16 protein-coding genes are annotated in these 11,834 nt (G+C 46.9%); 13 read left to right on the forward strand and 3 right to left on the reverse strand.

Going from position 1 to position 11,834, the window contains the following annotated elements; translation table 11 throughout:
• Nucleotides 1-143: 143 nt before the first annotated feature.
• Genes ACHUFM_RS00370 through ACHUFM_RS00380 form a run of 3 tightly spaced genes read right to left on the reverse strand, consistent with a single transcriptional unit; the run spans nucleotide 144 to nucleotide 3,786 of the window.
• Nucleotides 144-878 carry a DUF7217 family protein gene (locus ACHUFM_RS00370; protein WP_394178466.1) on the reverse strand — a complete coding sequence of 245 codons (735 nt, stop codon included), beginning with the start codon at nucleotides 876-878 and terminating at the stop codon, nucleotides 144-146.
• Nucleotides 875-1,963 carry a phage portal protein gene (locus ACHUFM_RS00375; protein WP_394178468.1) on the reverse strand — a complete coding sequence of 363 codons (1,089 nt, stop codon included), beginning with the start codon at nucleotides 1,961-1,963 and terminating at the stop codon, nucleotides 875-877. Before ACHUFM_RS00375 ends, ACHUFM_RS00370 begins: the two co-directional genes overlap by 4 nt.
• Nucleotides 1,964-1,974: 11 nt before the next feature.
• The gene (locus ACHUFM_RS00380) at nucleotides 1,975-3,786 is read right to left on the reverse strand and encodes a terminase large subunit domain-containing protein (protein WP_394178470.1); all 1,812 of its coding nucleotides are present in this window, start codon (nucleotides 3,784-3,786) and stop codon (nucleotides 1,975-1,977) included.
• A 177-nt stretch (nucleotides 3,787-3,963) separates the two neighbouring features.
• On the opposite strand from ACHUFM_RS00380, the gene ACHUFM_RS00385 reads away from it, so the two are divergent.
• The 13 genes from ACHUFM_RS00385 to ACHUFM_RS00445 all read left to right on the forward strand — a co-directional run bounded on the left by ACHUFM_RS00385 (nucleotide 3,964) and on the right by ACHUFM_RS00445 (nucleotide 11,828).
• On the forward strand, nucleotides 3,964-4,839 hold the full coding sequence (locus ACHUFM_RS00385) for a GPO family capsid scaffolding protein (RefSeq protein ID WP_394178472.1): 876 nt from the start codon (nucleotides 3,964-3,966) through the stop codon (nucleotides 4,837-4,839).
• Between the two features lie 64 nt (nucleotides 4,840-4,903).
• Nucleotides 4,904-5,947: a phage major capsid protein, P2 family gene (locus tag ACHUFM_RS00390; protein ID WP_394178474.1), complete on the forward strand. Its 1,044-nt coding sequence runs from the start codon at nucleotides 4,904-4,906 to the stop codon at nucleotides 5,945-5,947.
• Between the two features lie 18 nt (nucleotides 5,948-5,965).
• Nucleotides 5,966-6,907 (forward strand): phage terminase small subunit, encoded by a 942-nt coding sequence (gene gpM, locus ACHUFM_RS00395; protein ID WP_394178476.1) that lies wholly within the window; start codon nucleotides 5,966-5,968, stop codon nucleotides 6,905-6,907.
• A gap of 99 nt (nucleotides 6,908-7,006) precedes the next feature.
• Nucleotides 7,007-7,510, forward strand: coding sequence for a head completion/stabilization protein (locus tag ACHUFM_RS00400; protein WP_394178478.1), 504 nt, complete (start codon nucleotides 7,007-7,009; stop codon nucleotides 7,508-7,510).
• A complete protein-coding gene (locus ACHUFM_RS00405) occupies nucleotides 7,507-7,962 on the forward strand; it encodes a phage tail protein (protein WP_394178480.1) in 456 nt (151 codons plus the stop codon). The genes ACHUFM_RS00400 and ACHUFM_RS00405 overlap by 4 nt, the downstream gene beginning before the upstream one ends.
• The gene (locus tag ACHUFM_RS00410) at nucleotides 7,955-8,644 is read left to right on the forward strand and encodes a hypothetical protein (protein WP_394178482.1); all 690 of its coding nucleotides are present in this window, start codon (nucleotides 7,955-7,957) and stop codon (nucleotides 8,642-8,644) included. Before ACHUFM_RS00405 ends, ACHUFM_RS00410 begins: the two co-directional genes overlap by 8 nt.
• Nucleotide 8,645: 1 nt before the next feature.
• On the forward strand, nucleotides 8,646-9,755 hold the full coding sequence (locus ACHUFM_RS00415; protein WP_394178484.1) for a DUF2586 domain-containing protein: 1,110 nt from the start codon (nucleotides 8,646-8,648) through the stop codon (nucleotides 9,753-9,755).
• A gap of 2 nt (nucleotides 9,756-9,757) precedes the next feature.
• The gene (locus ACHUFM_RS00420; protein WP_394178486.1) at nucleotides 9,758-10,213 is read left to right on the forward strand and encodes a phage protein; all 456 of its coding nucleotides are present in this window, start codon (nucleotides 9,758-9,760) and stop codon (nucleotides 10,211-10,213) included.
• Nucleotides 10,214-10,615: an N-acetylmuramoyl-L-alanine amidase gene (locus tag ACHUFM_RS00425; RefSeq protein WP_394178487.1), complete on the forward strand. Its 402-nt coding sequence runs from the start codon at nucleotides 10,214-10,216 to the stop codon at nucleotides 10,613-10,615. It begins immediately after the preceding gene.
• On the forward strand, nucleotides 10,615-11,100 hold the full coding sequence (locus ACHUFM_RS00430) for a hypothetical protein (protein ID WP_394178489.1): 486 nt from the start codon (nucleotides 10,615-10,617) through the stop codon (nucleotides 11,098-11,100). The genes ACHUFM_RS00425 and ACHUFM_RS00430 overlap by 1 nt, the downstream gene beginning before the upstream one ends.
• A 6-nt stretch (nucleotides 11,101-11,106) precedes the next feature.
• Entirely contained in the window at nucleotides 11,107-11,349 is a 243-nt protein-coding gene (locus ACHUFM_RS00435; RefSeq protein WP_113874387.1) for a hypothetical protein, read from the forward strand.
• Nucleotides 11,350-11,358: 9 nt separating this feature from the next.
• Nucleotides 11,359-11,691, forward strand: coding sequence for a putative phage tail assembly chaperone (locus tag ACHUFM_RS00440; protein ID WP_394178491.1), 333 nt, complete (start codon nucleotides 11,359-11,361; stop codon nucleotides 11,689-11,691).
• An 8-nt stretch (nucleotides 11,692-11,699) separates the two neighbouring features.
• Nucleotides 11,700-11,828: a DUF6890 family protein gene (locus ACHUFM_RS00445; protein ID WP_394178493.1), complete on the forward strand. Its 129-nt coding sequence runs from the start codon at nucleotides 11,700-11,702 to the stop codon at nucleotides 11,826-11,828.
• Nucleotides 11,829-11,834: the final 6 nt, after the last annotated feature.

Genomic DNA, 11,834 nt, shown 5'->3' on the forward strand with positions numbered 1-11,834 from the left:
ATTTATCAAATTTAATACATAGTATATTACTAATACAGGTATGCTTTCTAATTGAATAACCTAATGGCTTTGATTCGTTTGATATATCTTTGTCTATCTTTGTCTAATTCTTTCTATTTTTATCTGTGTATAGGAGGGTAGTCTTAAACATCTATTTGTTCAATATCCCCAACCCCAAAATTACTAACAAGCACCTGACTCAGCTCTGGCCCTGCCAACCTCACCAAAAAGGGTCTAACACACGGATCATCAATCAAACCAGCCAGTTTAAATGATTGCGCCATTTGCCTATGGGTGTCGTACATGCTTTGCACCATGGCCACTTCGTTACTGATCATGCCAAGCATGGTGGTTAAGTTGCTGCCTAGTTCGGCGGTGACTCTATCCAACAAGTCTTCAAAGTCGGCTTTACCCATAGTGCCTGAATCAAAGTCCGTTATCCCTTGGTCCAGTTCATTCAAAATGTCGCTCGATGCGGCGAGCAAGTCATCCGTGGCGCCGGCGGCGGTGCCCATGATGGTGTTGATGTTGGCACAACTGTCTGGCACATCATTCAAATAACTGTCTACAGACTTCACCGCACTGGCCACTTGCAAGTCGTCCAATAAAGAATCCAATCGTGTTTGTACGTGGGCGTTTAGCGTGTTGGCTCCCGTACCGTAATTGAGCAGGGCATTTTGACAGTTGGTGACTTTCGTGGCATCGGGTAGCGTAGGGTTAACAATCGTTTCCCCTTCCGCAGGTAAATATTTATCAAGCCGCGTGCGTAAGGTTCCGCACTGGCTATTGGTCGCGGTGGCCTTGCTCATGGTCACACTTTCAAATGGGCTACCTGCGGCAAACGCATTAAATGCCCCTTTGCTGAAATCTAAGCTCATGAGATGTTCTCCTTGCTGCCTGTCAGCCAACGAGGCTCTTTAAAGCCGATTTTGGCGCGGGTTAGGAATTGGTCATTCAGTTCTTGCCAAATCGCTTGCTTGGGAATGGTTTCACAATCGTAGTACACCTCACGCACGTTCTTTAAGTCGCCATGGCCTGCGGCATTGTTTGCCATAATGCTGGCAAGCCCAGCGGGTACCCGGTGCATGTTAAGAATGTCTTGCTGGGTGACTTCTTTGATCTTGTCGTATTCATCCCGGTTGCCGAAATCCCCAACGGGGAGCAGCTGAACACGGTCTTTTGTGTAGCCAGGTTTGCCCGAAATGGTGGATTCCATGTTGAGGAAGAGTGAACGGTGGTTGCCTGGTCCTTTTGATTGGACAATGGCTTGTTCTATGTCGTCGGCCTTATCATCGTCCAAATCAAACGTGACTAGGATATAGCCCGAATGAGCGCCATTCAGGTAATACTTACGGCGGAAAAGGGTGGCGGCTTCACCAAGTAAAATACTGTGTATGCCTGCAAAGTAGGTTGGCACACCATAAATGGCTTGGCGAATGTCACCGCCGTTTAGATGGATTATGTCGCTGGCAGGGTATTCAAGAAAGCTACCATCGGATTGCAGCAAAAAATAGTTGTCGTCGGTGCCGACTCGCACATTAATGGCAGGGAGGCGAACGTAACGATTAATGCCGCCTAGCCAATTTCGGATCGCTAGAAAATAGGCATTGTCGAACACTTCAAAGTCTTTAAAGGCTCCCCTAAATTCTGCTCGAGCAATCATAGGGTTATCTTGCACGCTGGCCAAGAGTTGGTTTTGTTTAAACTCCAGCACACTGGCGTGGGTACCATTGGCATACAGGGTTTTGGCGAGTCCCGCTAAGCTCACCGGTGGTAGGTACCAATAGCCATTCATATCGGCAAAAATGCCGAGATAATCGCTAATTTGGTTGCCTAGCACCGGTTCTGGGTCCCCAAAGCTAAAAGCGCGAGTTTTGCTCTTTTTCTTTTGGGGCATGAGTTCACCGCTCATAACGCTGGTATACAGACGGTCTACTCGTTGGCGTGGTTTTGTTGTGTTCATCTTATTGTCCTTTATCCCATTGCAACCCGTGTTTTACTGATTTTCTTTCCGGGCTTTTTCGATTTAACAAACTGTCTTTCGGCTTGCATGGCGTGAAACACGGCCCACGCTAAGTCGGCATGGCCTGTACTGCTATTGCGTGCGGCACCATAGGTGATGGAGCCATTTGGTGTGGTGATTTGGTGAATCATCATGAGCGACTGAGAAAGCTCTTTGTTGCCCATGTCGTATTCAAAACGGCCACCGTCGATAAGGCGTTTACCCCTTGTGACTAGGTCGGTTTTTTCGGACACTGAATAGAAAATAGGGACGACATGCTTGAGCTTTAAATCCAAGCAGCATTGGAAGGTGTCGTGACCTATGCCGGTCACATCGATACCACACCAAACCACATTGAAGCGTTCGTATATCTCGGCAATTCGTGAGGCTTGGTATTCTGAGGTGATGCCTTTGAATTGATGCGTTTCAATGACGCGCCATTTCTCGGCCAGTGTGCGGGGGATTTCCAGTACCACCAAAGCGGCATTGTCTCGCACTCGGCTTGGGTCATAGCCAATGGCAACAGGGCGAAGGAATACAGGGTTGTCGCCATCAAAATCCACGTCTTTCCATTTGCTGAATGCATCGACCATGCATTTCTGTAATGTGCTAAATGGAAACACGCTTTCGTTGTCGTCCACGAATTTACAACCAAATAGGTTTTCGTAGTCGGCTTTGCTGTATTCGGCTTTGAGTTCGTCAATGTCGAATAGATCACAACCCATACGCTCGGCATCTTCCACGGTCACTAGATGACGCCATATTTTGTCGCCGCCAAGTGAGCCTTGTTTTAAGGTGGCGTCAGTTAGGTCTACCTCAACTTTGCGTGAGCGATTTTTATTGAATTTCTCACCGCTCCAATGTTCATAAGCGGGGTGCTGCAAGCTGGATGGGGTAGAGAAGTAAGTACGTCGCCATTTCTTATGGGCAGCCATACCGGACGCCAGCTTTTGCAACTTGGCGTAACCGTGAATCCAAAACACTTCGTCAACATACAAATGGCCGTGGTAGCCCTGTGCTGTGCTGGAATTGGTTGATAAGAAATACAGTGTGGCCCACGTTTTCCCGTCTTTGGTTAGCTCGATGGAATCTTGGCCTTTTAGCTCAATCTCAAAGGTGTTGCGTGCAAAGGCTTGAATATACGCTTTGAAAATTCGTGCCTGGTCTTTTGAGGCGGATAGAAAGACTTGGTTTTCACCGTTCTTGCATGCGTCCTCGAATGCTTCCCATGCAAAGTAGTAAGTCGCACCGATTTGGCGTGATTTCAGTATGAAGCGGTTACGGCGTAAGTCAGGATCATGCGCAACCGCTCGCCAAAGCTTTTGATATTCAAATAGGTTTTCAGCCGCCCATGTATCGAATTTAGATAGGTCTATATTGCTAATGTCATTCTTGGGCGAGGCTTTCTTTTTACCGCGTCGATTACTGCGGCGTTCTGCACCGGCGACTGCATCGGGTCGGCCTTCTTTTAGTGCTTGGGCTTCGGCCATGATCTTTTCGGCTTTGGCTAGGTCTTGTCGCAAAGTGCCATAGGTGCGACACAGCTCATTTAACTCTTGGATTTCTTCTTTAGTCTTATTTTCTCGGTTAGTTAACGTGCTAATGCGGCGAGTGATTTCGATTTCTGCCGTGTCGAAGGCGAGCAGTTCTTTCCAGTTAAATTTCTCAATCCAGCCATAAATGGTTCGTTCTGAAACATTCAGGCGAGCCGAAATCTCCGCGGGTTTGTGAGCGCGGATATACAGCAGTCTTGCATATTCAATAACGTCTTGAGAGTGTGCCATGGCGCCATATTAGCTGCCATGAAAGCCAGCAATAACGCTAATAAATACAAGACGTTGTGATAATGGCGTTATCGCAATTTTTCGGATTTTAGCCGCTGGATTGGTCGTGTCTGGCTGCTTATCGTTGCAATCACAGAGTGTTTTAACTGAGTGATAGGAACGGGAAAAGGACGAAAAATGGCAAAGTCTTCTAAGTGGTTCAAAGTGGCAACGTCTGGGCCCACTGTCGATGGTCGTGAGATCAAAGAGCAGTGGATTAAAGACATGGCCGAAACTTATGACACGGACGAATACACCGCCAACATCTTTCAAGATCACTGGTCATGGTATGGCAACTACGGTCGCGTCACGGCACTAAAAGCTGAAAAAGACGGTAAGGGCCGTTTATGTCTGTTTGCTCAAGTAGAAGCCAACAAGCTGTTACTAAAACTGAATGAAGCAGGCCAGAAGCTTTTTACCTCCATTCGCGTGATCGAAGACTTCGCCAAAACTGGCAAAGCCTACCTAATGCATCTCGCCATTACCGACGAGCCCGCCAGCCTTGGTACACAGCAACTTTCCTTTAGTCAAAACGGCGAACACTCCCAAATTTTTGTAAATGAAGAAAGCCAAACGCTGAGCTTTGACAGCCAACCTTCAGATGAAGAGTTGGAAGCTGAGGTCATAACGCGTCCGAGCCTTCTTCAGCGTTTATTCAAACTATCCCCAGCACAGGAAGATGAACCCATGACAGAAGCAGAAAAAGCCGCTTTCGAAAAGCTGCAAAACGAATTGACTGAGTTTAAAACCCAGCTTGACGCACTCACGCCAAAAGATGAGCCAGTGGATGATGAAGTGCCAAACGAATTCGCAGCCGAAATCAAAGCGCTAACAGACAAAATCACGGCGCTTGAAGACGAAAAGAAGGCATTTTCGGAGCAAGCAGAAGCACTAAAAAACCTAACGGAAAGCTTCGCAACACTACAAGACGACTTTGCCAAAGCGATGAAAGATAAAACAGAAGCCCCGCCAAAAGGTACGGGGGAAACAGAAACCACATTTGAGATCGTTTAAGCGGTCAATCATTGGGTAAGCGTCTGGGGAGCCGCTAAAAGAGAATCTTAAATAGGAAATGAAAATGGCTAAAACATTGCTATCTCCACAAGGTAAAACCCGCTTAAAGGCGTATCTGAATCAGGTGTACGCAGCGGTCAACGCGGCCGTTGGCGAAGAGTTTGAAGTAGAACCGTCTGTTCAACAACGTCTTTATGAAAAAGCGGCCGAGCATGGCGCGTGGTTCTTAAAGTTGATCAACGTTGAAACGGTAGCGCAAATCAAAGGCGAAAAAGTTGGGTTGGCGGTTTCAGGGTTGCTAACCAAACGAACCAATACGGATAACAATGACCGTAAAACGTCCAGCGTTGTCAGCGAAAGTAAGTCTGGCTATGAGTGTCAGTTTACCGAAGTGGATGTGCATATCACGTACAGCAAGCTCGACAAATGGCGCAACCGTACACCGCAACAATACGCAGAGTTGTATTCCAGTATTTATCGCAAGGCCATGACGGATGATCGTATCCGAATTGGTTGGCATGGTACGTCCATTGCGGCTGAAACTAATCCAGAAGAGAACCCGAATGGCGAAGACGTCAACAAAGGTTGGATTCAAAAAGTGCGTGATGAAGCGGCAGAGCAAATTGATGAAGACGGTTTGACCTTTGGGCATGTGGATGCGGACATGCGCAACTTAGACGTGGTTGTGGAATCAGCTAAGCAGATGATTCCAGAACACTTGCGTGATGATTCCCAATTAATGGCTTTTGTGTCCTCTGATTTGATGGCGGATTATCGCTTGAACAGTTTGGCCGCGAATGGTGATCAAGCCTCAGAAAAAGTTCTGGTAAACGACAACAAAGTGATGGCGGTATTTGCTGGACTAAAAGCGGTTACACCACCTTTCTTCCCTTCCGGTACCGTGATCGTGACTTATCCAGAAAACCTTTCCATTTACCTGCAAGAAGGGTCGTTGCGTCGTCATATCAAAGACAACCCAACGCGAAGCCGAGTGGAAGATTACAACTCTGAAAACGTGGATTACATCGTCGAAGAGCCTGAAGCCATTGGCATCATTACCAATGTTACCCAATACGAAGAAGCAGAAGCAGAAGCCGAAGCCGAATAACACGTTTTGGTTTAACAAATGGCATTCGATTTAAAGCGAGTGCCATTGATTAAACCCATACAAATGGAAACCAGCATGAACTTGATTAAAAAACGCCAGATGGATCGATTGGCGAAGTTGAACAAACAAAAGGGCGCGCATAAAAGTGAGGCCAAAGGTGGTAATGCTAAGCCAAAAGCTGCGTCGAAACTTCGCAAAAACATGCAAAAGAAAGCTGAAGTAAAAGTGGTCGATACACCAGCCGATTCGTCGGGCAGTGACGGTTCAGAAGCTGATCTAAACAACTTAAAAGACGATGTCAGCGACCTTGAAAACCGTGTTGACGATGCTGAATCCGAAATCCAAGCCATTAAAGAAATGCTGGATGATGAATCGGATTTTGTGGGGAACCCTGAGCTGGAAACCCACAAGCAAATGTTGGTTGGTCTGATGGATGAAGTAACCAGTGTGGAAGACATTGAAGAGCGAGCGCCATACAAGGCGGAAGCAATTAAACGCTTGGAAGATTTTGTAAACGGCTTTGTTTCATCCGGTGCACGTTATCCAAACATTGTCGCGGTGTGGGTGATGATCTGGCTGTTTGACTTGAAAGACATTGGCCGCGCTATGCCACTGGCACTTCATTTGGTTTCACAAAAAATTCAGCTAATGCCTGGTCGTTTCAACTCGAACATTGCCACCTTTGTTTGTGATCAGGTGTATGACTGGGCCAAGGCTCAGTTAGACGCTCACAAGTCATCGGGGCCATACCTTGAGCAATTAATGGAAGCCATGGAAGCCGAGAAGTGGGAATTGAACAAAGTCGTCAAAGGGAAGATGTACGTCATCTACGGTAAGCATTTAGACGCCTTAGCAGAATATGAACCAGCGCTTAATGCTTATGAAACCGCAATGGACATTAACCCACATGCGGGTGCCAAAAAGCGCATTCGTGAGTTACAGGCAAAGTTAAAAGTATAACGACTCCCCGCGAGACATCGCCAGTGGTGGCGGTTTGGCTGCTAGTCAACCAATACCAAAACCACTTGGTCGGTGTTTTTAACAAATTGGAGCTTGAGTGTGAGTTTAAACGGTAAAGCAGATAGCAGCGCAACAGATACCGAAATCGAAAACCCAAATGGGTTCTTTCCAGATATGAGTGTGCGCGCATTTATTGAAACCTATCGCTTACCGGATGAATACGACGAGGCCCCAATGGTATTTGAGTTGAACAATGCCATTAGGCATGTGAATGACGAGTTATTGGACTTTGTGTTGATTTTGCAAAGCGTGAAAGACGCGGAGAGTTTAGCTGAAGTGAATGCCGAATTGGTACCAGCATACAAAGCGGCTGTGATGGGGTGGGCACGTTCAGCACTGATTAAATACTTTGAGACGGTTGGACGAAAAGCGGCTGCGGAAATTCAGGGAGAGCGTAACGAGATCATTGTGACGGAATGGAAAGGAGATGCCCAACGCAACATAGATTGGATTGCTAAGCGCCTTCTACTGATTGCGGAAGCGCATGGTGCTGTGCCGAAACGCCGCAAGTATGCCGATGGTTTTAGGGCATCAATATTATGAAAAAAATGGCCGCTCTAAGAGCGTTTTTAGAATCAACCCATTGTTTTCGAAATGAGCAATTCGACGCTTGGGTGGAAGAGTTAGAGCAAACCACGCGTGGCCGTTTCGATGGTAACAGCGTGCTGCTCTACACCATGGAATACAGAGCGGTGTTTTCGATTGAGCGTTTTGCCTACACAAAATATCCGATTGAGGTTTTGCATACTCGCTTGATTACCTGGTTAGCGGATAACGATGACCGCAATGCCATGAAAGAGCCAGAACCAAAAGTGGTGTTCGATGTGTTGGATAACAGTACAGCAGATGTTGAGATTACGTTGATGTTTGAAGAAGACGTGTACATCTCACCCAGTGAGCAGGGAAACATTGAATACAACGGCCAGAAATGGGCGCTGGTCCATTCTGCTCATGATGTGGCTGAGTCGTTTGATTTGATGGGCGTTAATGAATAGCAGCGGTCTACAAGCATTCTGGCGTGGCGAACATGCCATTAATGCGGAATTGCAGATGTTGAGATTACCAAGACACAGAAAAAAGCGTGCCCTTGCTCAAATGGGACGTGAAGTAAAAAAGCAGTCCAGAAAGAACGTAAAGAATCAAAGTAGCACGCAAGGCAAAAGGTTTAAGCAAAGGCGTAAACCCAGAACACGCAAAGGGTTGATGTTAAGTGGCTTGGTAAAGGGCGCGAATATTCGTCAAAGAACGAAAGGGAACGCCATCACCGTTGGGTTTAAAAATGCGCAAATGGGCCGAGTAGCCAATGAGCACCAAGAAGGCATTACACGAACCTTTAATGCCAGAAAGATGAGCGAACAACAAAAAGCGGATTGGCGAACTGAGCCAGCAAGTATGGCACAAGCAAATGCCATTATGCGGTTTGGGTACCGTTGGCGAGAGCGAGATAAGGATGGCAAACGAAAGAAAATTAGCCGTCGATACATCGTTGAGAATCTAACGAAGTGGCAAGCGCTCGGACTTTTAAACGAACTAAAGCATGGCAAGGGTGGAAGAAAAGGCGGAGTAAAAAGCTGGCAAACCGTATTGCCGTCCCGCGAGTTCTTTTCCAACGACACGCAATGGGTAAAACAAATGGCGCATGACGTCATGAAAGCAGAACTAAGCAGAGGCAAATAACATGGCATTAGGCAGCGTTAGCGTTAGCAGTCAGGACAATGGAAACGGCGATTTTACTAGCGCTGAGAACCAATTTTTATTCATCGGGTTGGCCGGGAAAAACGCGGGGACGGTTCAGTACATCGACCAAACAACTGATTTAGACGATGTGCTAGGCGTGAATGCCAGCAAGCTTAAAACGACCATTCAAAAGGCAAGACAGAATGCCGGCACAAACTGGACGGCCATTGCCATGCCAGTGGGTACCGCTGGTGAATGGCAAACGGCGTTCGATTCCGCTATGGCCAACAACTTAGTTTGTGAAGCGGTTGTGGTGACAGACCCAGTGACGACACAAGAAGACTTAGACGCCATGAATGTGGCAGTGGTGAGCGCGGAAAATCAGTATGGCCGTTATTTGCACTGGTTTGCTGTGACATCGGAGATGGATGCTTCAACAGTATGGGCAGATTTCATTGCCAGCTTTGACGAACTGCAAGACGGCGTAGCAGCGCCATCTTTGTCTTTGGTACCAGAAGTGTTTTCAGGCTGGTTGGGTACTTACTGTGGCCGTTTGTGCCATGAAGACCAATCCATTGCGGATTCGCCAATGCGTGTGGCCAGTGGTGCCATTGTGGGCTTATCCACGTTACCAGTGGATAAAGACGGTATTACTTTCAATATGAGTCATGCCAAAGCACTGAACGATGCCCGCGGCACTGTGCCGCAAGTGTATGCCGATTATGACGGTATCTATTGCAGCGATGGTATGACGCTCGCCCCTGAAGCCAGTGATTTTGCAGTGATTGAAAATTGCCGTGTGGTGAATGTGTGTAAGCGAGAAGTGCGCATTCTAGGCATTAAGAAGATTGCGGATCGTGCTTTGAACAATACACCCACTTCGGTTGCTGCTCATGAAGCCTATTTTATGCGCCCACTGATTAATCGAAGTAAGTCCAGTTTGGTTGGAAAAAATACGGTGCCAGGTGATGTAAAGCCACCACAAGACGGTGATGTCGCTATCACTTGGAAAAGCAGAACAAACGTAGAGGTGGGACTGTTGATTCGACCATATAACAGCCCTAAAGCCATTGCTGCGACAGTGGCATTAGAACTAAGCAATGAGGTGTAGAAATGCCACATCATATTTCTGGAATGGATGTAAACGTGTCGTTGGGTACGTCATTGATCAATGTAAAGCAGTTTACGCTCAACATTGAAGACGGTGTCAAAGCGGTAACGACCCGAGGCGTTCCGCATGGCCATGTAAACGGCACATTAGCGGCCAGCGGTGAAATCACGTTGGATACTGAAAACTTTAACCGTGTGATTGAAGAGGCTCGCAAGGTGGGGTCGGTGCAGCAGCTAGGCACCTTTGACATCATCGGGCTTGGTAAGACGGTCGATCAATCATTAAAGACAGCGGCTTACGGCTGTAAGTTGAGCATTAGCAAGTTGTTAGATGCTAGCGGTGATGGCGGCGACAAACTGGAACACACCATTCCGTACACGGTAACTGATTCGCGCTTTGTTGAAATCAACGGTGTGCCTTATGCGGATCAAAACTTCATCGAGACGTTGGGGCTGTAGATGAAGATTAAATATCTTGTTGTCCACTGTTCTGATACGCCGAATGGCCGAGAGACAGCGGCGGAAGACATTCATCGTTGGCACTTGGAGCGTGGTTGGGATGGGATTGGTTATCACGCAGTCATCAAGCTAGATGGTGACATCGAAGCGGGTCGACCAGTGTATTGGCAGGGCGCTCATGCTGATCCATACAACCATGAATCATTGGGTGTCTGCTTAGTGGGTCGAGACAAATTTACTGACGAGCAAATGCGCTCACTAGAAGGTTTGTTTTTGGCCTTACACGCTGAATACCCAAAGGCGCAGATCGTTGGCCATTGCGATTTAAACACACACAAAACCTGCCCGAATTTCGATGTGAAAGCGTGGTGGGCAGAGGTGAAAAAACGGAGTCTGGATTGATGGGGATTTTAGGCGGTTTGAAAAGCTTATTTACAGGTGAAAGCGGCATTGTGTCATCGATTGCAGGATTGGTAAAAGACTACTTTCCACCGGATTTATCGCCAGATAAAAAAGCGGAGTTGGAAGAAAAGCTTCGTGAATTTCAACTGCAAGCACAAAGGCAAGTAGATGACGCAACAAGTGAAGCCGAGAAAAATTTAACTCAACGAATTGCAGAGTTAGAAGGCACGGCGAGCGATTTAAAAGCCATTCCGTTTTTTGGTCCGGTAATGATTTTCTTGCGTGGATTGCAGCGCCCTGTATGGGGCTTTGCCACCTTATACATGGACTTTTTGTGGTTTGCAGAGTGGACAACATTGTCGCAAAAGCAAGAAAGCGCATTGATGGTAATAAACGTGTTAGTGCTTGGCTTTTTGTTTGGTGAGCGTGCGATTAAAAATGTGATGCCGCTTATGACTAAGTTTTTTGAAGTCAAAAAAGGGTAGGTGTTTATGGAGCTGTCACAAGCAGAACTGACCATCGTTATGTTTATTTTGTCGGCTGTAGTCGGTGGCTTGGGCGGCTTCTTGGCATTTTTATTCAATCGAATTTCTGCAAATGAACGCGGCCTGATGCAGCACAAGATAGATGCAGCGGAAAAGTATGCTCATAAAAATGAGATTAATGATCTGGCCGGAAGGCTGGAACGGAAAATTGAAGACCTTTTTAAGCAGGTCTATGACGCTAAAAAATAGGGGAAAGGTATGTCTGAAGCACAAGTGATCGTGGTAACGATTGGAACAGAGAACTTTGAATTCACGGTGACCAACCGAGAGTACAACAAGTTTGTAGATTCGATGGCGGGCGGCAAAGTGACAATGGGAGCTTATAACTTATTGTCCAACACGGTTAAGCAAGAGCAGCACGCGACCCTAAAAAGCATGTTGGTCGATGGCAACAACAATCCAAAGTCTACTTTGGTTATGGAGGCCGTGGGAGTCATTACCGAAGACTTTACCAGCGATTTACCAAAAGTGGTAAAGACGCGAGCGAGTTCTGCAAATTCATCGAAAGAAACGGATTTGAGCAACTCGTAACACTCAGAATGCGCCATCTACCACATGCTGATGATTCGTTTGAAAACTTAGGTCGAGCACTGTGGTTAGAAGGGCGTGAATTGGAAAGAAACACGGCAGCCATAACAAATGGCATTAATAAGGCTTTTTCAGGGTAGGTGACA

The organism is Marinomonas posidonica, assembly GCF_043643765.1.
Lineage (GTDB): Bacteria > Pseudomonadota > Gammaproteobacteria > Pseudomonadales > Marinomonadaceae > Marinomonas > Marinomonas posidonica_A.

Bases quoted from the DNA above. Each gene is read 5' to 3' on its own strand.
- ACHUFM_RS00370 (WP_394178466.1), bottom strand. From the start codon at position 878: ATGAGCTTAGATTTCAGCAAAGGGGCATTTAATGCGTTTGCCGCAGGT.
- ACHUFM_RS00375 (WP_394178468.1), bottom strand. From the start codon at position 1,963: ATGAACACAACAAAACCACGCCAACGAGTAGACCGTCTGTATACCAGC.
- ACHUFM_RS00380 (WP_394178470.1), bottom strand. From the start codon at position 3,786: ATGGCACACTCTCAAGACGTTATTGAATATGCAAGACTGCTGTATATC.
- ACHUFM_RS00385 (WP_394178472.1), top strand. From the start codon at position 3,964: ATGGCAAAGTCTTCTAAGTGGTTCAAAGTGGCAACGTCTGGGCCCACT.
- ACHUFM_RS00390 (WP_394178474.1), top strand. From the start codon at position 4,904: ATGGCTAAAACATTGCTATCTCCACAAGGTAAAACCCGCTTAAAGGCG.
- gpM (WP_394178476.1), top strand. From the start codon at position 5,966: ATGGCATTCGATTTAAAGCGAGTGCCATTGATTAAACCCATACAAATG.
- ACHUFM_RS00405 (WP_394178480.1), top strand. From the start codon at position 7,507: ATGAAAAAAATGGCCGCTCTAAGAGCGTTTTTAGAATCAACCCATTGT.
- ACHUFM_RS00410 (WP_394178482.1), top strand. From the start codon at position 7,955: ATGAATAGCAGCGGTCTACAAGCATTCTGGCGTGGCGAACATGCCATT.
- ACHUFM_RS00415 (WP_394178484.1), top strand. From the start codon at position 8,646: ATGGCATTAGGCAGCGTTAGCGTTAGCAGTCAGGACAATGGAAACGGC.
- ACHUFM_RS00420 (WP_394178486.1), top strand. From the start codon at position 9,758: ATGCCACATCATATTTCTGGAATGGATGTAAACGTGTCGTTGGGTACG.
- ACHUFM_RS00425 (WP_394178487.1), top strand. From the start codon at position 10,214: ATGAAGATTAAATATCTTGTTGTCCACTGTTCTGATACGCCGAATGGC.
- ACHUFM_RS00430 (WP_394178489.1), top strand. From the start codon at position 10,615: ATGGGGATTTTAGGCGGTTTGAAAAGCTTATTTACAGGTGAAAGCGGC.
- ACHUFM_RS00435 (WP_113874387.1), top strand. From the start codon at position 11,107: ATGGAGCTGTCACAAGCAGAACTGACCATCGTTATGTTTATTTTGTCG.
- ACHUFM_RS00440 (WP_394178491.1), top strand. From the start codon at position 11,359: ATGTCTGAAGCACAAGTGATCGTGGTAACGATTGGAACAGAGAACTTT.
- ACHUFM_RS00445 (WP_394178493.1), top strand. From the start codon at position 11,700: ATGCGCCATCTACCACATGCTGATGATTCGTTTGAAAACTTAGGTCGA.